Annotated in this window: 21 protein-coding genes; 6 read left to right on the top strand and 15 right to left on the bottom strand. The window is 68.6% G+C overall.

Annotated elements, in window-relative coordinates:
• Positions 1-9: 9 nt before the first annotated feature.
• A complete protein-coding gene (locus U0R18_RS18900; protein ID WP_526371284.1) occupies positions 10-969 on the top strand; it encodes an endonuclease domain-containing protein in 960 nt (319 codons plus the stop codon).
• Between the two features lie 69 nt (positions 970-1,038).
• Here U0R18_RS18900 and U0R18_RS18895 read toward each other — a convergent pair whose 3' ends face one another.
• Positions 1,039-2,424 carry a glycine--tRNA ligase gene (locus tag U0R18_RS18895; protein ID WP_526371239.1) on the bottom strand — a complete coding sequence of 462 codons (1,386 nt, stop codon included), beginning with the start codon at positions 2,422-2,424 and terminating at the stop codon, positions 1,039-1,041.
• A gap of 152 nt (positions 2,425-2,576) precedes the next feature.
• Positions 2,577-3,227, bottom strand: coding sequence for an SIMPL domain-containing protein (locus tag U0R18_RS18890; RefSeq protein WP_526371237.1), 651 nt, complete (start codon positions 3,225-3,227; stop codon positions 2,577-2,579).
• Positions 3,228-3,280: 53 nt separating this feature from the next.
• Between U0R18_RS18890 and U0R18_RS18885 the strand changes: the two genes are divergently transcribed.
• Complete coding sequence (locus U0R18_RS18885; protein ID WP_526371282.1) at positions 3,281-3,631, top strand: ArsR/SmtB family transcription factor; 351 nt, start codon at positions 3,281-3,283, stop codon at positions 3,629-3,631.
• Positions 3,628-4,020 (top strand): Fur family transcriptional regulator, encoded by a 393-nt coding sequence (locus U0R18_RS18880; protein ID WP_526371235.1) that lies wholly within the window; start codon positions 3,628-3,630, stop codon positions 4,018-4,020. The genes U0R18_RS18885 and U0R18_RS18880 overlap by 4 nt, the downstream gene beginning before the upstream one ends.
• A gap of 1 nt (position 4,021) precedes the next feature.
• Here the strand turns inward: U0R18_RS18880 and U0R18_RS18875 are convergent, their stop codons facing one another.
• The 3 genes from U0R18_RS18875 to recO form a co-directional block, all read right to left on the bottom strand.
• Positions 4,022-4,408: a hypothetical protein gene (locus U0R18_RS18875; protein ID WP_526371233.1), complete on the bottom strand. Its 387-nt coding sequence runs from the start codon at positions 4,406-4,408 to the stop codon at positions 4,022-4,024.
• On the bottom strand, positions 4,408-5,292 hold the full coding sequence (locus U0R18_RS18870) for a decaprenyl diphosphate synthase (RefSeq protein WP_526371231.1): 885 nt from the start codon (positions 5,290-5,292) through the stop codon (positions 4,408-4,410). Before U0R18_RS18870 ends, U0R18_RS18875 begins: the two co-directional genes overlap by 1 nt.
• Before the next feature lie 62 nt (positions 5,293-5,354).
• Positions 5,355-6,107 (bottom strand): DNA repair protein RecO, encoded by a 753-nt coding sequence (gene recO / locus U0R18_RS18865; RefSeq protein ID WP_526371229.1) that lies wholly within the window; start codon positions 6,105-6,107, stop codon positions 5,355-5,357.
• 210 nt (positions 6,108-6,317) lie between these two features.
• On the opposite strand from recO, the gene U0R18_RS18860 reads away from it, so the two are divergent.
• Together U0R18_RS18860 and U0R18_RS18855 are read left to right on the top strand one after the other, a co-directional pair.
• Positions 6,318-6,746 carry a CAP domain-containing protein gene (locus tag U0R18_RS18860; RefSeq protein WP_526371280.1) on the top strand — a complete coding sequence of 143 codons (429 nt, stop codon included), beginning with the start codon at positions 6,318-6,320 and terminating at the stop codon, positions 6,744-6,746.
• 51 nt (positions 6,747-6,797) lie between these two features.
• Positions 6,798-7,370 carry a CAP domain-containing protein gene (locus U0R18_RS18855; protein WP_526371226.1) on the top strand — a complete coding sequence of 191 codons (573 nt, stop codon included), beginning with the start codon at positions 6,798-6,800 and terminating at the stop codon, positions 7,368-7,370.
• Positions 7,371-7,552: 182 nt separating this feature from the next.
• Here the strand turns inward: U0R18_RS18855 and era are convergent, their stop codons facing one another.
• From era to hrcA, 10 genes are all read right to left on the bottom strand, one after another.
• Positions 7,553-8,461, bottom strand: coding sequence for a GTPase Era (gene era, locus U0R18_RS18850; RefSeq protein ID WP_526371224.1), 909 nt, complete (start codon positions 8,459-8,461; stop codon positions 7,553-7,555).
• Between the two features lie 75 nt (positions 8,462-8,536).
• Positions 8,537-9,847 carry a CNNM domain-containing protein gene (locus U0R18_RS18845; RefSeq protein WP_526371222.1) on the bottom strand — a complete coding sequence of 437 codons (1,311 nt, stop codon included), beginning with the start codon at positions 9,845-9,847 and terminating at the stop codon, positions 8,537-8,539.
• Positions 9,844-10,389 (bottom strand): rRNA maturation RNase YbeY, encoded by a 546-nt coding sequence (gene ybeY / locus U0R18_RS18840; protein ID WP_526371220.1) that lies wholly within the window; start codon positions 10,387-10,389, stop codon positions 9,844-9,846. The genes U0R18_RS18845 and ybeY overlap by 4 nt, the downstream gene beginning before the upstream one ends.
• Positions 10,386-11,420 carry a PhoH family protein gene (locus U0R18_RS18835; protein ID WP_526371218.1) on the bottom strand — a complete coding sequence of 345 codons (1,035 nt, stop codon included), beginning with the start codon at positions 11,418-11,420 and terminating at the stop codon, positions 10,386-10,388. Before U0R18_RS18835 ends, ybeY begins: the two co-directional genes overlap by 4 nt.
• 73 nt (positions 11,421-11,493) lie before the next feature.
• Positions 11,494-13,218, bottom strand: coding sequence for an ICP22 family protein (locus tag U0R18_RS18830; protein ID WP_526371216.1), 1,725 nt, complete (start codon positions 13,216-13,218; stop codon positions 11,494-11,496).
• 192 nt (positions 13,219-13,410) lie between these two features.
• On the bottom strand, positions 13,411-15,096 hold the full coding sequence (locus U0R18_RS18825) for a hypothetical protein (RefSeq protein WP_526371214.1): 1,686 nt from the start codon (positions 15,094-15,096) through the stop codon (positions 13,411-13,413).
• A gap of 18 nt (positions 15,097-15,114) precedes the next feature.
• The gene (locus U0R18_RS18820; RefSeq protein ID WP_526371278.1) at positions 15,115-15,849 is read right to left on the bottom strand and encodes a 16S rRNA (uracil(1498)-N(3))-methyltransferase; all 735 of its coding nucleotides are present in this window, start codon (positions 15,847-15,849) and stop codon (positions 15,115-15,117) included.
• A 2-nt stretch (positions 15,850-15,851) separates the two neighbouring features.
• The gene (locus tag U0R18_RS18815; RefSeq protein WP_526371212.1) at positions 15,852-16,094 is read right to left on the bottom strand and encodes a DUF6868 family protein; all 243 of its coding nucleotides are present in this window, start codon (positions 16,092-16,094) and stop codon (positions 15,852-15,854) included.
• 10 nt (positions 16,095-16,104) lie between these two features.
• A complete protein-coding gene (gene dnaJ, locus U0R18_RS18810; protein ID WP_526371210.1) occupies positions 16,105-17,259 on the bottom strand; it encodes a molecular chaperone DnaJ in 1,155 nt (384 codons plus the stop codon).
• A 27-nt stretch (positions 17,260-17,286) separates the two neighbouring features.
• Positions 17,287-18,342 (bottom strand): heat-inducible transcriptional repressor HrcA, encoded by a 1,056-nt coding sequence (hrcA, locus tag U0R18_RS18805; protein ID WP_526371208.1) that lies wholly within the window; start codon positions 18,340-18,342, stop codon positions 17,287-17,289.
• 154 nt (positions 18,343-18,496) lie between these two features.
• Between hrcA and U0R18_RS18800 the strand changes: the two genes are divergently transcribed.
• A complete protein-coding gene (locus tag U0R18_RS18800) occupies positions 18,497-18,796 on the top strand; it encodes a type II toxin-antitoxin system VapB family antitoxin (protein WP_526371206.1) in 300 nt (99 codons plus the stop codon).
• The last annotated feature ends 58 nt before the right edge of the window (positions 18,797-18,854 follow it).

Genomic DNA, 18,854 nt, shown 5'->3' with positions numbered 1-18,854 from the left:
CCGTGGCGCGTGTACAAACCCGGACGCTCGGCATTCATCCACAGGGGTGACTACCGCGGCGTCGTCATCCGGCCCACGATGCCGGTCATGGTCGAGCTGGAACGTCTGCTGAACGAACAGGGCGGGGTGGCGACATCGGGCCAACTACTGGCAGTTCTGAGCCGCCGCGGCCTGCAGTCGCGTCTGCGCACCGGTGAACTGATCAAACTGTGGCCTGGCATCTACGGCGTCGGCGAGCCCGATCTGGAGCTGCGGCTGCGGGGTCTCGATCTGCGCGCCGGTGAGCCCATCGCCATCTGCTTGACCACCGCGGCAGCCGCCTTCGGGTTCGACACCGAAGGGGACAGCACCGTGCATATTCTCGACACCGGTGCTCACCTACGAGGCTGCGACGGTCTCGAAGTGCACCGGCGGGACGGCGCACCACTGATCACAGAGCGTGGGCGGTTGACAACCTCGGCACCGTGGACCGCCATCGAAGTCGCGCGGGCACTGCCACGGCCCCGTGCACTGGCACACCTGGACGCCGCACTGCGCAGCGGCACTTGCACCCGGCAGCAACTCGCGCTCGCAGCCGACGCACAACACGGCCGCCGCGGGATTGTGACGGTCCGTGATGAGTTGATCGGTCTCGCACGACCCGAGGCCGAGTCACCGATGGAAAGCGAAGTGCGCCTGGCGATGTACGACGCCGGACTTCCGCCGCCTCAGCTGCAGTTCGAAATCGTCGATCGCTCCGGCAGAATGTGGCGGCTCGACTTCGCCTGGCCCGATCAGCGGGTGGCGGTCGAGTACGACGGATTCGAGTGGCACAGCTCGCCGGAGGCTCTCCAACGCGATCGCCAGAAGCGTGCCGCGTTGACGGAAATGGGTTGGCGATTGTTGTCGATCGTCAGCGACGACGTCCGCCGCCGAACCTGGGAGATGAACCGCCGCATCGGGTTCGAACTCGGCCATCAAGCTGCGTGAGCGTCCGCATTTGTACAGCTGCACCGGCGCGTCGCTGTACAGACACGGCCGCTCGCGGGAAACAAAGAGTCAGCTGCCCTTGAGGCGGGTCGCCAGGTAGTTGGACACCTCGGCGATGGCCACGCGTTCCTGGCCCATCGAATCGCGCTCGCGAATGGTGACGGCCTGATCCTCGAGCGAGTCGAAGTCCAGCGTCACGCAGAACGGCGTGCCGATCTCGTCCTGACGGCGGTAGCGCCGGCCGATCGCACCGGCATCATCGAACTCGATGTTCCAGGACTGCCGCAGCTCGGCCGCCAGATCCCTTGCCGCGGGCGACAAGTCGGCATGCCGCGACAGCGGCAGCACCGCGGCCTTGACCGGCGCCAGGCGCGGATCCAGCCGGAGCACGGTGCGCTTGTCCACGCCGCCCTTGGCGTTGGGGGCCTCGTCCTCGTGGTAGGAGTCGACCAGGAACGCCATGAACGAACGCGTCAGGCCGGCCGCCGGCTCGATGACGTAGGGGGTGTAGCGGGTCTCGGTGGCCTGGTCGTAGTAGGTCAGATCGGCGCCGGAATGCTTTGCGTGCGTGGACAAGTCGAAGTCGGTCCGGTTGGCGATACCCTCGAGCTCACCCCACGGGTTGCCGGTGAACCCGAACTTGTACTCGATGTCGGTGGTGCCGGCGCTGTAGTGCGACAGCTTCTCCAGCGGATGTTCGTACAAACGCAGGTTATCCGGGTTGATGCCGAGGTCGACGTACCACTTCAACCGGGTGTCGATCCAGTACTTGTGCCACTCCGGTGCGGTCGACGGCTCGACGAAGAATTCCATCTCCATCTGCTCGAATTCACGCGTGCGGAAGATGAAGTTGCCCGGCGTGATCTCGTTGCGGAAGCTCTTGCCGATCTGGCCGATGCCGAACGGCGGCTTCTTGCGCGACGTGGTCACGATGTTGGCGAAGTTGACGAAGATGCCCTGCGCGGTCTCCGGGCGCAGATAGTGCAGGCCCTCCTCCGTCTCGATCGGGCCGAGGTAGGTCTTGAGCATCATGTTGAAGTCGCGCGGCTCGGTCCACTGGCCCTTGGTGCCGCAGTCCGGGCAGACGATCTCGCTCATCGGCACCGTATCGGGGTCGTCCAGACCCTTCTTCAGGGCGAAGGCCTCCTGCATATGGTCCTGCCGATGCCGCTTGTGGCAGTTCAGGCATTCGACCAGCGGATCGTTGAAGACGTCGACGTGGCCGGAGGCCACCCACACCTCACGCGGCAGGATGATCGCGGAGTCCAGGCCGACGACATCGTCGCGGCCGGTGACCATCGCGCGCCACCACTGCTTCTTGACGTTCTCCTTGAGTTCCACACCCAGTGGCCCGTAGTCCCACGCCGAGCGGGTGCCGCCGTAGATCTCCCCGGACTGGTAGACCAGGCCCCGCCGCTTGGCGAGATTGACGACGGTGTCGATGACGGACGCCACGAGACGGGACTCCTGTGCTGGGGGGATAGTGACCGGGACAGCCTATCGGGCGCGGTCACGCTCACCGAACTCCCGGCCAGCGTCCGCATTTGTACACCCGCAGCGGCGTGTCGCTGTACAGACACGGCCGCTCGCGGAGAAGGAGGGAGGGGCTATTCGGCGACGAAGCGCGCCTCGACGGCGACCTCGAGGACGATGTCGTCGGGTCGCAGTTCCAGCGCCGGCGGGGCGGGCATGGGCGCGTCGGCCATCCGGGCGAGCATGGGCCGGGCCGCGGGCCGGTCGTCGGTCAGCATGCCCGGGTCGGCCAGCTGCACGGCGGTCACGGCTCCGCGTCCGGCGGCGGTGGCGTACGCCTGGGCCTTGGCGGTGGCGTCGGCGACGGCCTCGGCCCGCAGCGTTCCCTCGTAGCGGCGGCGGTTGTCCTCGCCGACGTCCCAGGTGGTGGCCCCCACCTCGACGCCGTCCCGGGCGGCCCAGCGGTCCAGGAACGCCGAGAGCTGCTCGAAGTCGGTGAACTCGGCCTCGACCTTGATCGCCACCCGGTACATCAGCGGCCGGTTGCCCTTGGCCGAATACGGCCGGTAGCTGAACACCCGCAGCTGATCCGAGGACCACCGGCTGACCGCGTCGGGGTGCAGACCCGTGAGATCGGCCGCCAACGGCTCCTGCAGTTCGACGGCACGCCGGTACACGCTCTCCCGGTCGGTGCCCTCGACGTCGGCGGACAACGAGACGGTGGCCCGTTCGGCGGGATAGCGACTGCGGGCCTGACCTCGAACCGTGATCTCCAGTGGCGTCATGATGCCCAAGCTAATCGAACCTTTGACATGCGTGTTCACGCATGGAAAAGTTACTGAAAACCATTTCCAATAACTGCGAGGTCGCGTTGCCCAGCCCGGTTCGGTCCGACGAGGCGCCCCCGCGCGAGATCCTCGAGGGCGCGGGCGACCTGCTGCGGGCGCTGGCCGCCCCGGTCCGCATTGCCATCGTGCTGCAGCTGCAGTCGTCGTCGCGGTGCGTGCACGAACTGGTCGACGCCCTGGCCCTGCCCCAGCCGCTGGTCAGCCAGCACCTGCGCATCCTCAAGGCCGCCGGCGTGGTGGCCGGCGAGCGCTGCGGCCGCGAGGTGCACTACCGCCTGGTCGACCAGCACCTGGCCCACATCGTGCTCGACGCGGTGGCCCACGCCGGCGAGGACCGGTGACCGGCGCCGGGGTGCGCGCCACTCGGCAGCGCGCCGCCATCACCCAGCTGCTGGACAGCCTCGGCGAATTCCGCTCGGCCCAGGAACTGCACGACGAGCTGCGCCGCCGCGGCGAGAACATCGGCCTGACCACCGTCTACCGCACCCTGCAGGCGATGTCGGCGGCCAACGTCGTGGACACCCTGCGCACCGACACCGGCGAATCGGTCTACCGGCGCTGCTCGGGGTCGCATCACCACCATCATCTGGTGTGTCGCTCCTGCGGCGCGACGGTGGAGGTGGCCGGCCGCGAGGTCGAGACCTGGGCTTCCGAAGTCGCTGCCGCACATGGCTTTTCCAACGTCAGTCACACCATCGAGATCTTCGGGACCTGCCCGGCCTGCGGCTAGATCAGGACCGCAGCGCGTCGCGGGCGTCGTCGCCGCCGGCGAGCACCATCAGGATCAGGGTGCGCAACGCATCGTCGGACATTCCGGCCGCGGGAAAGTTGTACCGCAGCAGGACGTCGGCCTTCTTGCTGTCGGGCTTCTCCACCAGCGCCACGGTGCCCAGCAGCGTGCGGACCGTCTGCTCGGCCACCCGGGCCCGAATCCTGCTGGTGACCAACACATCCCACGCCAATAGCTGCGTGAGCGAGATCAACTCGAGGTCGTCGTCGATCGGCACCACCCGCAGCGAGGCCACCGATCCGCCGTGGGTGACGGTCAGCGCGCCGTCGGCCTCCTCGACCACATCGGCGACGTCCCCCAGGACACCGGCCAACCGGGAGACCAACATCAGGCCCGCCCGAACCGGCGGTTGCGCGACACGTACTCCTCGCACGCCGCCCACAGATCGCGCCGGTCGTAGTCGGGCCACAACTTGTCCTGGAACACGTACTCGGCGTAGGCCGATTGCCACAGCATGAAATTGCTGGCCCGCTGCTCGCCCGAGGTCCGGATGAACAGGTCGACGTCGGGGATGTCCGGACGGTGCAGATACCGTTCCAGGGTGGCCTCGCTGATCCGGTCCGGGCTGAGCCTACCGTCGGCGGCCAACTGCGCGATCTGCCTTGTGGCCTCGACGATTTCGGTCCGGCCACCGTAGTTCACGCAGTAGTTGACGGTGATGACGTCGTTGCCCACCGTCATCTCCTCGGCGATGTCGAATTCCTTGATGACACTGCGCCACATCTTGGGCCGCGAACCGACCCAGCGCATGTTGACACCCATCAGGTCGAGGGCTTCGCGGCGACGCCGGACCACCTCACGGTTGAACCCCATCAGGAAGCGCACCTCCTCGGCGCTGCGCTTCCAGTTCTCGGTGGAGAACGCGTACACCGACAGGTGCTTGATGCCGAGTTCGATGGCCCCGCAGGTGATGTCGATGAGCACCGCCTCGCCCATCTTGTGGCCCTCGGTGCGGGCCAGGCCGCGCTGCTTGGCCCAGCGCCCGTTGCCGTCCATCACCACGGCCACGTGGTTGGGCAGTTGATCGGCCGGGATCCGCGGGGCCACCGCGTGCGAGGTGTGCTGTGGCGGGCGGGCGAAGCGTCCGTTGGTGCCGCGTGGAATGTCGGGGAACGCCACCGGCCAGGTCGACGTGTCCGGGAAGGCCGGATAGTCGTCGGATGCCGGCGGCAGCTGCGGGAAGGTCTCTCCCTTCTTACCTCGCAATGCCATGCGAACATCCTGCCTGACCGAGGGGCCGCGGGCGCAACCCGCACCCCGACGCGTGTCGGGATTCAGTCCGAGACCGCCACCGGCAGCCCACGCTCGACCAGGGGCAGCGTCCGCAACTGCCGTTCCAGATGCCACTGCAGGTGCGCGGCCACCAACCCGCTGGCCTGGCTGCGGTACGACGCCGGAGCCGTCTCGGCGTGCGCCCAGTCACCGTCGTGCAGGGCGGCCATCAGATCCAGCACCCCCTGCGGCGGCGTGGCCGACCCGGAGGGCCGGCAGTGCACGCACACGCTGCCACCCGCGGCGATGTGGAAGGCCCGGTGCGGGCCGGGGGCCGAGCAGCGGGCGCATTCGGTCAGCGCCGGCGCCCAGCCGGCGATGCCCATGGCCCGCAGCAGATAGGCGTCGAGCACGAGTTCGCGGGCGCGGGTGCCGTCGGCCACCGCGCGCAACGCGCCGATGGTGAGCCGGTGCAGGTCGGGCACCGGGGCACGTTCCTCACCCGCGAGGCGCTCGGCGGTCTCGAGGATGGCGCAGGCGCTGGTGTAGCGGCCGTAGTCGTTGACGATGTCGGCGGCGAACGCGTCGATGGACACCACCTGGGTGACGATGTCGAGGTTGCGGCCCGGGTACAGCTGGACGTCGATGTGGGCGAACGGCTCGAGCCGCGACCCGAACTTGCTGCGGGTGCGGCGCACGCCCTTGGCCACGGCGCGGACCAGGCCGTGCTCGCGGGTCAGCAGCGTGACGATGCGGTCGGCCTCGCCGAGCTTGTGCTGGCGAACCACCACCGCCCGGTCCCGATACAGCCGCATCCGGCCAGTCTGGCATCGCCCGGGGACATCGGCGGGGACGCGCGCCGGGTCCGATCGCCGGCAAAGCCGGGTAAGGTCACACTCATGAGGATTGCGCTCGCACTGGCCGCGGCGCCGACGTTGCTGGCCGGGGTCCTGAGCACCGCGCCCACCGCCGCCGCCAACAACGATCGGCTCAACGAGAGCATCGTGGCCGACATCCACAACGCGATGATGATGTCCGGCTGCGCCGACGACTACAAGATCGAACCCATGGTCAGGGTCAACCCCAAGCTGCGCCTGGCCGCCGAATGGCAGGCCAACGACGTGCTGAACAACCGCGCCCTGGACGGCGACATCGGCTCCAACGGATCCACGGTGGCCGACCGGGCGCGCGCCGCCGGCTATGCCGGTGAGGTTGCCGAGACCGTTGCGATCAACCCGGCGCTGGCCATCAATGGCATCGACATCATGAACCAATGGTTCAGCCGGCCCGACTACAAGGCCACGATGGAGAACTGCGGAAACATGGACATCGGGGTGTGGTCGGTGAACGACCTGGACCGCAGCGTGCTGGTTGCCGTCTACGGCCGAGGCGACGCCGCGCCACCGGTGCCCGCCGGCGGCCGGCAGTTCGGCTCGCCGTCGTCACCGCCGTAATGCTTTCCGAATATCTGTGCTTTCTCTGACACGGGCGTAGAGTCCCGGTGCATGTTGGGGAAGCGGTTCGGTGTGCTCTGTGCTGGGCTCGGCCTGATCACCGGGCTGGCCGTTCCGTCCGTCGCGCACGCCGACAATCGCCGCCTCAATGACGGTGTGGTCGCCAACGTCTACACCATCCAGAAGCGGGCCGGCTGCAACGGCACCTACGGAACGCCCAACGCCGGGATCAAGATCAATCCGAAGCTGCGCCTGGCCGCCCAGTGGCACACGGACGACGTGCTGAACAACCGCGCGCTCGACGGGGACATCGGTTCCGACGGGTCCACGGTTGCCGACCGAGCCCGCGCCGCCGGGTATGCGGGAGTCGTCGAGGAGACCGTCGCGATCAACCCGGCGCTGGCCATCAGCGGCGTGGAGATCCTGCAGCAGTGGATGGGCCGGCCCGACTACATGGCGATCATGTCCGACTGCGGCAACATCGACATCGGGGTGTGGTCGGAGAACCTGGTACCCGACCGCAGCGTTGTCGTCGCGGTCTACGGCAAGGGTGATTCGGCGGCGCCGGTGCCGGCTCCCCCGCGCCAGTTCGGCCAGCGTCCGCCGAACCAGCCCAACTTCTAGCCACCCACCACGCCGAAACGTACCAACGGGCGGGAAAGTTCGAGTAGCCGCCGCCATTTCGTCGGATTCGGCGCACCGCGGATCCGCGCCGACCACGGATACACCGACCCAGATCGACGAAATGGCGGCCCCGTCTCGACAATCTTCGCCGAAACGTACGTTTCGGCGTATGAGGGTCCGGGTTAGAAGCCGAGGCGGCCCAGCTGTTTTGGGTCACGCTGCCAGTTCTTGGCAACCTTGACCCGCAGATCCAGGAAAACCTTTGTGCCCAACAGCTTTTCGATCTGAGTGCGGGCCGCGGTGCCGACCTCGCGCAGGCGCGCACCACCCTTGCCGATCACGATGCCCTTCTGGCTGTCCCGCTCGACGTAGATGATCGCGTGCACGTCGACCAAGTCGTCACGCTGCGCTCGTTTCTCCACGTCCTCGATGACGACCGCCAGCGAGTGCGGCAGCTCGTCGCGAACCCCCTCGAGGGCGGCCTCCCGGATCAGCTCGGCCATCAGCGTTTCCTCGGGCTCGTCGGTCAGCTCCCCGTCGGGATAGAACGCCGGACCCGGCGGCAGCTGCGCGGCCAGCACCTCGGTGAGCACCTCGAGCTGCTCCCCGGTGCTCGCCGACACCGGCACGATTTCCTTGGCATGCTCACCGAATTCTTCACTGACAGCGACCAATTGGGCCACCACCCGGTCGCGGGCCACCTTGTCGGCCTTGGTCACGATGACGATCAGCGTGGTGCGCGGCGCGACGTCCTGGATCTGCTGGTAGATCCAGCGGTCACCCGGGCCGATCGGTTCGTCGGCGGGAATGCACAGTCCGATGACGTCGACCTCGGAGTAGGTGTCGCGGACCAGGTCGTTGAGTCGCTTGCCGAGCAGCGTGCGGGGCCGGTGCAGACCGGGGGTGTCCACCAGGATGATCTGGAAGTCGTCGCGGTGCACGATGCCGCGGATGGTGTGCCGGGTGGTCTGCGGCCGGTTCGACGTGATCGCCACCTTGGCGCCGACCAGCGCATTGGTCAGCGTCGACTTTCCGGTGTTGGGCCGGCCCACGAAACATACGAAGCCGGAACGGAATTCAGATTCGGTCATTCGACGCCGCCGAATGTGAAACGTACGCGAGAAATCGCGCCGTTTGTCGCCGAAGATTCACACTCGACGACGACGTCAGTCGTCACGGTCGCCATCCTGCCCCTCCTCGGGTTCGACGGTACTGACCAGCACCGTGCCGATGCGCACCCGGCCCCGGTGGTCGTGGCCACCCTCGGCGCGCAACCGCAGCCCGTGCGTCACCACCTCGGCGCCGGGCAGCGGCACCCGGCCCAGCTCGAGCGCCATCAGGCCGCCGACGGTGTCGACGTCCAGGTCGTCGTCGAACTCCACGTCATAGAGTTCGCCGAGATCCTCGATGGGAAGCCGAGACGACACCCGGAAGAACCCTTCTCCCAAATCTGCAAGCTTCTGGACGGGGGCGATCTCGTCGGCGTCGTACTCGTCGGCGATCTCCCCCACGATCTCCTCGAGCACATCCTCGATACTCACCAGTCCGGCGATGGCGCCGTACTCGTCGACCAGCAGTGCCATGTGATTGCGGGTGCGTTGCATCTCGCGCAGCAGATCGTCGAGTGGTTTGGAGTCCGGCACGAATACCGCCGGGCGCATCAGCTCGCCGACCAGGGTGTCGCGGCCGCCGTTGGTCGAGTAGTACGTCCGGCCGACCAGGTCCTTCAGATAGACCACGCCGACGATATCGTCGACGTTCTCGCCGATCACCGGGATCCGGGAATGCCCGCTGCGCACCGCCAGCGAGGTGGCCTGGCCGGCGTTCTTGTCGGCCTCGATCCAGACCATCTCGGTGCGCGGCACCATCACCTCGCGCGCCGGGGTGTCGCCCAGTTCGAAGACGGACTGGATCATCCGGCGCTCGTCGTCGGCCACCACGCCGCGCTGCTGGGCCAGGTCGACCACTTCGCGCAGCTCGATCTCGGAGGCGAACGGCCCGTTGCGGAAACCGCGGCCCGGCGTCAGCGCATTGCCGAGCAGGATCAGCAGCCGGCTGATGGGCGTCAACAGCACCGAAATGGCATGCAGCGGAAGGGCTGCGGCCAACGAGATGGAGTAGGCGTTCTGCCGGCCCAGGGTGCGCGGGCCCACGCCGATGACCACGAAACTGGTCACCACCATGATCGCCGCCGCGGCGATCAGGCCGCGGTCCAGTCCCATCCGTTCGGTCAGGTACGCCGCGAGCAGCACGGTGGCGGTGGTCTCGCAGGCGATCCGCAGCAGCACCACCAGGTTGATGTAGCGGGGCCGCTCCTCGACCATCTGCGCCAGCCGGCCCGCACCCGGGCGTTCGTCGCGGACCAGCTCCTCCACCCGCGCGATCGACGCGGTGCTGACGGCGGCATCGATCGCGGCGAACACGCCGGCCAGCACCACCAGGGCGAGCGCGCCGAGTAGCGGCGCCAGACCCGTCACGACTCGTCTGGATGCAGGAAGCGGCTGGTGTTGTCCAGCAGATGCCGGTCCCGCTCGCTCTGCCGTGTCCTGCGGTACAGCTGCGCCTGGTCGGCGTACCAGTCCTCGAGGAGACGGCGCTGCAGGTCGAACATCTCCTTCTCCTCGTCCGGTTCCGCGTGGTCGTACCCGAGCAGGTGCAGCACCCCGTGGACGGTGAGCAGCGCCAGCTCGTGTTCGAGTTCGTGTCCGGCCGCGGCGGCCTGCTCGGCGGCGAACTGCGGGCACAACACGATGTCACCGAGCATCGACGGCCCGGGCTCGGCGGCATCCGGCCGCCCACCCGGCTCGAGCTCGTCCATCGGGAAACTCATCACGTCCGTCGGCCCGGGCAGGTCCATCCAGCGCATGTGCAGATCCGCCATGGCCGCGGTGTCGAGCAGCACCATCGACAGTTCCGCACCGGGATTGACCTGCATCTGTGCGATGACGAAGCGTGCGACGCTGATCAACTCGGCCTCCGAGACGTCGATCCCGGATTCGTTGGAGACCTCGATACTCACCGAGTGCTCCCCCGACGTCGCTGCGCCCGATTACCACCGAGTTCACTTGCACCCGAAGCCTTTTCGTACGCGTCGACGATCTCGGAGACCAGCCGGTGGCGCACCACGTCGGCGCTGGTGAGTTCGGCCACGGCGATGTCGTCGATGCCGTGCAGGATGTCGACGGCCGCCCGCAGCCCCGAGCGCTGCCCGTTGGGCAGGTCGACCTGCGTGATGTCGCCCGTCACAACGATCTTCGAGCCGAACCCCAGCCGGGTCAGGAACATCTTCATCTGCTCGGGCGTGGTGTTCTGCGCCTCGTCGAGAATGATGAACGCGTCGTTGAGCGAGCGGCCCCTCATGAACGCCAGCGGCGCCACCTCGATCACCCCGGCCGCCAACAGGTTCGGGATCGCGTTGGGGTCCATCATGTCGTGCAGCGCGTCGTACAGCGGCCGCAGGTACGGGTCGATCTTCTCGGTGAGCGTGCCGGGCAGGAAACCCAGTCGCTCGCCGGCCTCCACCGCGGGACGGGTCAGGATGATCCGGGTGACCTCTTTGGTCTGCAGGGCCTTGACCGCCTTGGCCATGGCCAGATACGTCTTGCCGGTTCCGGCCGGGCCGATCCCGAAGACGATGGTGTTCGCGTCGATCGCGTCGACGTAGCGCTTCTGGTTGAGCGTCTTGGGCCGGATGGTCCGACCGCGCCGGCTCAGGATGTCCAGCGTCAGCACCTCGGCCGGTGACTCCCCCCCGGCCCCGGTCAGCATTGACACGCTGCGGCGCACCGCGTCGGGGGTCAGCGCCTGACCGCCGGCGGCGATGGCGATCAGCTCGGTGACGGCGCGTTCGGCCAGGGCGACGTCGGCGGGCGAACCCGACAGGGTCACGGTGTTGCCGCGTACGTGCAGGTCGGCGGCCAGACCGCGCTCGAGTTCGCGCAGGTTCTCGTCTGCCGAGCCCAGCAGACCGACGACGATGTCGGGCGGGATGTCGATGCTGCTTTTCGCGGTGTGGGCGGCCGGAGCGGCGGTTGTCTCGCGGGGCGTCACGGTGGGTGTTCGAGCCTGCTTTCCAGGACGGGGAGCGGTGTTGCCGCCCAAGTTTACCGTCGTGCCGGTGGCGTCACACCGCGATCGCGTCGTCGTCGACCCGGTTGGGCGTCACCGCGGCCGGCAGGACCCCGAGCACGGTGGCCGTGATGGGACCGCCCGGAGTGGGGATGACGATCGTCGTACCCGCGTCCTCGATGTACGCGATATCGCTGTGGCCGGCGTACCACCCGTTCACCGTATCGTCGGCGAACTGCTGAAGGGCCAGGATCGCGCGCTGTGAGATGTTGCCCACCAGCCAGCTGATGATGCTCTGGACCGCAGGACTGCCGGACTGTACGGAGTCGGTATGCGCTCCACCGCTGATGATCACACCGTTGAAGTGGTTCGGCCGCGCGGCCGCCAGGGCCTGGTGGATATTGCTGGGCCTGTTCCAGTCGTTCGGCGGCGCGCTGATCTCTTGCAGCGGGATATAACGTCCGGTGGCCTGCTCGTAGTCGGCGAGCCGGGCCAACCCGTCGGCGGCGGTGGAACCGGACGTGACGGCATCGAACAGGAGCAGGCCCGTCAGCTCGTCCAGGGTGTCGTTGTCCAGATGCGTGATGGCGCCGAGCAGCAGCGCCGCTCCCGTGGAATGACCGCTGAGCACGAACTCCCGCGGCAACTCGGCCAGCGCGGGATCCAGGCCGTACAGCTTGGCGTAGCCGGCGGCCAGTGCACTGGCGTTCAGTGCCGCGCGGTCGCCGTCGAAGAGGTCCGCGATGACCGGTTGCATCTGGGGCCCGCCGATCCAGAGCCCTTCGGGCGCATAGGGATTCCAGCTCATGGTGGGAACGACGACAATGCTGCCGGTTTTCTCGGCCAACTGGGCGGCGGTGTAGCTGTACATGGCGCCGACGGTGAACATGCCGTGCGACAGGAAGATCACGTGCTGGGGCGCCTGACCGGGTTCGGTGGGCTCCGGGAAGTACCAGTCCGCCGGCACCGCGAGGGAGTCCGTCAGTTGCAGTGACGAACTTCGCAGGGAGACAGTGCTTCCCGACGGCACCGATGGCGTGCCTGCGGCCGACTGAACCACCGACGTCATCATGCCCCAGAAGAGCGAGAGCAGCACGTCCAGGATCGTCATGCTGGTGGTGGCAGCCTTGGCCGGTTCGGCCCCGGCGGCGCTCAGAGGGGCCGTCGCGGTGGGTGCCTCCGGCGCCCCGTCGCCCGATGCCGAATCCGTGGAGCTCTCGGAAAAACTCAGCACCGCAACATCTTTGCGGGTTGCGACGGTCTCGTCCGCCGGTCGCGCCGACGTGCTCGGCACGTCGGGCGTCTCTGATTCGCTCGGCTCGGCCTTCACCGGATCGACGGATTGCGCCACCGTCTCGGGAGCCGCCGTCGGGTCCGCGGTCTCACGAACCGCGTGACCGTCGCGCACCGCCGGATGTTCGTCGAGGCTCGGCGCGATGTTCTCGTCGGTGGTCGCGTCGGTGTCGACCTCCTCGGCGGGCGACTCCTGGTCGATCGTGTCGGCCGGATCGGATTTGCCGGGGTCGGGATCGGCGGCGGACTCCGACGCTCCACCGCTGTCCGCATCCGGTGATTGCGGATCGGCGGATTCGGCCCCACTCGGCGTCCCACCGGTCGGATCTGCGGACTGCGTGCGACCCGGTGCCTCACCGGCCGCGGTCTGCCCGCCCGAATCGGTCGCGGGGTCCTGTTCGGCCAGGGCGACCGCCGCTCCGGACAGCAGGTTGATCGACAACCCCGCCGTGACCACGCCCGCCCCGAGCCACCGATGTCGAGCCATGGGACATCCCCTGTCGTCCACGCGCCGCACCCCTGACATGGACCACCGAGACGACCTCCGTGACCCCTGTACGGCGGTGACTGATGATAAGCCCGCAAACTACCCGTCCGTCAGTGAAATGGTCAGATCGTAACGATATCGGGCCACCGAAGCTCGGTCAGCAACAGGTCCCGACTTGGCTGGGAGGAACGCTCAGACAGCCAGGGCGACGGTTTCGCGGCGGCCGGCCACGTCCGCGGCGGGCGGGGTTCCGATCACCGTGGCGGTGGCGGGGCCCGCGGCGGTGCTGATGGTGAAGATGGAACCCGGCACCAGATCGTCGTCGGCGTCGGTCACGCCGGCGAACCACTGGGACAGCCAGGCGCCGGCCAGATCCGCCAGCGCCTGCTCGTTCTGCGGGAGCGACACGCCGACCAGCACGTCCATCACGGCGTTGATCAGTTCACCGCCGCCCTGGATCGAATCGGCGTGGGTGCCGCCGGCCAGGACGACCCCGGTGAAGTGGCCGGTGCGGCCCGTCGACAGCGCGGTGTTCACGTTGCTGGGGAAGTTCCACAGGTTGAAGGGCGAGCCGATCTCGCGGACCGGGATGAAGCGGCCCGTTCCGTCCAGCGTGGCCAGCGCATCGGCCACGGTGTCACCGGTGGTGACGGCGTCGAACAGCAGCACGCCCGCCAGATCGTCGAGCGCGTCCGCGGTCAGGTGAGCGACGGCCCCGGTGACCAGGGATCCACCGGCCGAGTGACCCGCCAGCGCGAAGGTGTGCGGCAGCTCCGCGTCGGCGGCCAGTCCGTACAGCTGGGCGTACCCGGCGGCCAGCGCACTGGCCGTCAGCGCCGCACGGTTCCCCGCGAACAGGTCCGCCACCACCGACTGCATACCCGCCCCGTTGATCCAAAGGCCTTCGGCGGCAAAGGGATTCGAGGTGATGGTGGGGACGACGACGATGCTGCCGGTGCGCTCGGCCAGCCGCGCCGCGGTGTAGCTGTACATCGCGCCGACACCGAAGAACCCGTGCGCGAGGAAGATGACCTGCTGCGGCGCCTGCCCGGGCGTGGTGGCCTCCGGGAAGTACCAGTCGGCGGGCACGCTGAGGGTGTCGGTGAGTTGCAGCGACGACGTGCGGACCGACACGTTGCTGCCCGCGGGTGCCGACGGCGGCCCGGCGGCCCACTGCTCGAGGGCGGTGAGCACGCTGAACACGACGCCGATGATGGTGCCGACGATGTCGAACGACGCGCCGCTGGCCGTGCTGCTGGCGACCGACGCCGTCATGACCGTGGCGCTGGCGGTCCGGCTCCGGTCCGTCCCGGTGTCCTCGCGCGCCACCTCCTGCACCTCCAGCACCGACGAGGCGGGCGCGGTGGAGGCAGCGCCCGACGGCTCGGGTGGTGCCACGGACTCGGCGACTTCGGCGGGCGCGGCATCGGCCGGCTGATCCTGCGCGGCAGCGGGCGCGGGGAGCGGCCGCGCTTCCGGCGCGGGAGACGCGGCCGCTGGGCGGTCCCGCTTGGTGTCGGCCTTGTCCGCGGCGGTCGGTTCGGGATCAGCGCTGGGTTCGGGATCCGCACTCGGCTCCGGGTCGGCCCTGGGCTCGGATTCGGCGCTGGGTTCGGGGTCGGCGGCCGGCTCAGGGTCCGTCTTGAACTTCGAATCCGGCTCTTCCGCAACATCTTTGGTCTCAGTGAGCTCGGTCGCCGCGGCCTTCTGGGGCGCTTCGGACGCCTTGGGTTCCGGGGCCGCGGCGGCCGACGGGCCGTCGGCGGTGTCGTCGGAGGCCCACGCCATCGCGGGTCCGGTCAGCACCTGCAGTGCGAGTCCCGCGCCGAGCGCACCGACGCCCAGCAAGCGTGTCGCAGAGCCGTTCCAGATGGCCATCCGCGCCACCCCTTTCGATCAGTCCTGCCACCGCCGGGTCAGGGCGCCGAGCGCACCCAACGCCACCGCCGCGGCCGTCGAGGTTCGCAACACCGTCGGCCCGAGTCGCACCGCGTGCGCACCGGCGTCCGTCAGCGCCCCGACCTCCTCATCCGACAGGCCGCCCTCCGGCCCGACCACAAGGGTGACCGATGATACGTCCGCAAACTCCAGTTCCGTCAATTTCGTCGTCGCGACCTCATGCAACGCCAGCGTCAGAGAGCCGGGAACCCGGGCCAGCAACTCCGGCGTGGACAACACGCCGTCGACGTCGGGGATGAACGCGCGCCGGGACTGCCGCGCCGCCGACCGGGCCACCGCACGCCAGCGCCGCAGCCCCTTGTCCGCCCTGGGCCCGTCCCAGCGCGCCACGCACCGGGCGGCCTGCCAGGCCAGGAAGGTGTCGGCGCCGGCCTCGGTGGCCAATTCGATCGCCAGCTCGGACCGCTCGGATTTCGGAATGGCCTGCACGACGGTGACCGCCGGCACCGGCCGCTGCGCACTGCGGCGCGCCAGAACGGTGGCGGTCAGGTCGCGCTTGCCGGTGGCCGCGACCTCGCAGTCGGCCAGCTCGCCGTTCCCGTCACCCAGCACGATGCGCTCGCCGACGCGCAGCCGGCGCACCGTGGCCGCGTGGAATCCCTCGTCGCCGTCCAGCACGGCCAGGCCGCCGACGCCGGGCAACTGTTCGGCATAGAACAACGGGTCGGACACGCTCAGCGGACCACCCACAGCGCGATCAGCGGCCCCAGGTTGAACAGCACGATGGCGAGCTTGTAGAAGGCCATCCCGCCGTAGTGGATGGCGTCGAAGGTGTTGTCCGACAACCGGAACCATCGGCCATGCAGGCGCTGGATGCGGTCCCGGCCGACGGCGAACGCGACGAACCAGACGATCAGGACGGCGTAGTTGACGACGAGTGACCACAACAGCACACGGATCAGCAGCACGGTATCCATGCCGCTGAATCTAGCGACCGGAGAACGTCTCGCGCAGGCGACTGAACAGTCCCCCGTTGTTCCCCGCGTGCACGTTGGCGTGGGCGGACCGCACGGCCGCGATATCGCGGTGCCGGTTGGCCTTGATCTCGCGCAACAATTCGGCGTCCTTGGGCTCCAGCTTGGCCGGGACCACCACGTCGACGTGCGCGTGCAGATTGCCCCGGGCCTCCGAACGCAGGTGCGGCATGCCGTGCCCGCGCAGGGTCAGCACCGCCCCGGGCTGGGTGCCCGGCGGCACGGTCAGTTCGATCGGGCCGTCGAGAATGCCGTCCACCCCGATGGCGGTGCCCAGCGCGGCGTCGACCATCGGCACCTCGATGGTGCAGTGCAGGTCGTCGCCGTCCCGCAGGAAGATGTCGTGGGGCTGCTCATGGACCTCGACGTAGAGGTCGCCGGCCGGCCCCCCGCCGGGACCGACCTCGCCCTGGGCGGCCAGCCGGACCCGCATCCCGTCGCCGACACCCGCGGGGATCTTCACACTGATCTCGCGCCGGGAACGGACCCGCCCGTCGCCGCCACAGCGGTGGCAGGGATCGGGAATGACCTCGCCGACACCCCGGCAGGTGGGACAGGGGCGGGCCGTCATGACCTGCCCGAGCAGCGAGCGTTGCACGGACTGCACCTCGCCGCGCCCGCCGCAGGTGTCGCACGACACCGGCCGCGAATCGCCGTTGGTGCCCTTGCCCTGGCAGCGATCGCACAATACGGCGGTGTCGACGGTGACCTGCTTGGTGACGCCGGTGGCGCACTCGGTCAGATCGAGCCGCATTCGCAACAGCGAATCCGAACCGGGCCGCACCCGGCCGGTGGGCCCGCGGGAGGCGGTGCCGCCGCCGAAGAACGCCTCGAACACATCGCCCAAGCCACCAAAGCCCGCGAAGCCGCCGCCACCGCCCAGGCCGGAGTTCTCCAACGGATCGCCGCCGAGGTCGACGATGCGCCGCTTCTCCGGGTCGGTCAGCACCTCGTAGGCGACCGAGATCTCCTTGAACCGGGCCTGCGCCGTCTCGTCGGGGTTGACGTCGGGGTGCAGTTCGCGGGCCAGCTTGCGGTAGGCGCGCTTGATCTCGGCGTCGCCGGCGCCCTGGCTGACCCCGAGCAGACCGTAGTAATCCCGTGCCACTTCGTTCTCTTTCCCTGCCGGACCCCGCTAGCGGGTGCCCAGAACTTCACTGATGTAGAGGGCGACCGCGGCGACGCTGGAGATTGTTCCCGGATAGTCCATCCGGGTGGGCCCGAGGACCCCCATGCCGCCATAGACCGTATCCATTGTGCCGTAGGTGGTGGTGACCACTGACGTCCCGGCCATCTGCTCGGCGCCGGAGGCGATCTCGGCCTCGTGCCCGATCCGGACGGTGACCTTGCCCGCTTCCTCCTGGGCGGCCAGCAACTTGAGGACCACCACCTGCTCCTCGAGCGCTTCCAGCACCGCTCGCAGTGAGCCGCCGAAGTCGGCGGTGTTGCGGGTCAGGTTCGCGGTGCCGCCCATCAGCAGCCGCTCCTCGCGGTGCTCGACCAATGTTTCCAGCAGGACCGTCGCGGCCCGGCCCACGGCGTCGCCGAGGCCGTCCGGCATCGGGCCGACATCGCTGAGATGGCCGGCCAGGTCCGCGACCGCGATCGAGGCGGCCGCCAGCTTCTTACCGTCCAGCGCCTGACCGAGCAGTTCGCGCAGCCGCGCCTGCTGCTGCTCGTCGAGCGGGTGGCCGAGCTCGACGATCCGCTGGTCCACCCGGCCCGAATCGGTGATGACCACTAGCAGCAGCCGGACCGGCGAGAGCACTACCACCTCGAGGTGCCGCACCGTCGACGACGACAGCGTCGGGTACTGCACGACCGCCACCTGCCGGGTCAGCTGGGCCAGCAGCCGGACCGCGCGGCGCAGCACGTCATCGAGATCGACGCCGGATTCCAGGAAGGTCAGAATGGCCCGGCGTTCCGGCGAGGACATCGGCTTGATGCCGTCGAGCCGGTCGACGAACTCGCGGTAACCCTTCTCGGTGGGAATGCGACCCGAGCTGGTGTGCGGCTGGGCGATGTACCCCTCGGCCTCGAGCACCGCCATGTCGTTGCGCACGGTGGCGCTCGAGACGCCGAGGTTGTGGCGATCCACCAGGGACTTCGACCCGATGGGTTCCTGGGTGGCCACGAAGTCGGCGACGATCGCGCGTAACACCTCGAAACGACGTTCGTCGGCGCTGCCCACGTAGCCTCCTCCGGAGCGGGTGTTGATTCGCAATGTTGAGCCTCAGCGGCTCCAGTTTACGTTGGCCTGGACGTTGCCAGCGCGGTCGGCGGCACCAGCGGTTAGCCTTTGCTGATGGTCATGTCCAGGCAGGGATGCGGGCGGTGATCCAGAGGTGATTTTCAAAGGCGTCCGCGACGGCAAGCCCTACCCCGATCACGGCCTGTCCTACCGCGACTGGTCCCGGATCCCGCCCCGCCAGATCCGGCTGGACGAACTGGTGACGACGACGACGGTGCTGGCACTGGACCGGCTGCTGTCGGAGGACTCGACGTTCTACGGTGACCTGTTCCCGCACGCGGTCAAGTGGCACGGCATCGTCTACCTCGAGGACGGGTTGCACCGGGCGGTGCGGGCCGCGCTGCGCAACCGGACCATCCTGCACGCCCGAGTGCTCGACATGGACGCCTACTAGAACTTCTTGGTGCCGAGCGTGCACCCATGTGTATTTCCGGTGCCTCAAAACACATATG

It is taken from the genome of Mycobacterium sp. (genome assembly GCF_046330795.1).
Classification (GTDB): domain Bacteria; phylum Actinomycetota; class Actinomycetes; order Mycobacteriales; family Mycobacteriaceae; genus Mycobacterium.
The sequence above is the reverse complement of the archived record's forward strand: the minus strand, read 5'-3'. Positions and strand labels throughout refer to the sequence as shown.

Excerpts from the sequence above, each read along its gene's own strand:
- U0R18_RS18825 (WP_526371214.1), bottom strand. The coding sequence starts at position 15,096 with ATGGCCATCTGGAACGGCTCTGCGACACGCTTGCTGGGCGTCGGTGCG.
- U0R18_RS18875 (WP_526371233.1), bottom strand. The coding sequence starts at position 4,408 with ATGTTGGTCTCCCGGTTGGCCGGTGTCCTGGGGGACGTCGCCGATGTG.
- era (WP_526371224.1), bottom strand. The coding sequence starts at position 8,461 with ATGACCGAATCTGAATTCCGTTCCGGCTTCGTATGTTTCGTGGGCCGG.
- U0R18_RS18890 (WP_526371237.1), bottom strand. The coding sequence starts at position 3,227 with ATGACGCCACTGGAGATCACGGTTCGAGGTCAGGCCCGCAGTCGCTAT.
- U0R18_RS18815 (WP_526371212.1), bottom strand. The coding sequence starts at position 16,094 with ATGGATACCGTGCTGCTGATCCGTGTGCTGTTGTGGTCACTCGTCGTC.
- U0R18_RS18855 (WP_526371226.1), top strand. The coding sequence starts at position 6,798 with ATGTTGGGGAAGCGGTTCGGTGTGCTCTGTGCTGGGCTCGGCCTGATC.
- U0R18_RS18870 (WP_526371231.1), bottom strand. The coding sequence starts at position 5,292 with ATGGCATTGCGAGGTAAGAAGGGAGAGACCTTCCCGCAGCTGCCGCCG.
- U0R18_RS18860 (WP_526371280.1), top strand. The coding sequence starts at position 6,318 with ATGATGATGTCCGGCTGCGCCGACGACTACAAGATCGAACCCATGGTC.
- recO (WP_526371229.1), bottom strand. The coding sequence starts at position 6,107 with ATGCGGCTGTATCGGGACCGGGCGGTGGTGGTTCGCCAGCACAAGCTC.
- U0R18_RS18830 (WP_526371216.1), bottom strand. The coding sequence starts at position 13,218 with ATGGCTCGACATCGGTGGCTCGGGGCGGGCGTGGTCACGGCGGGGTTG.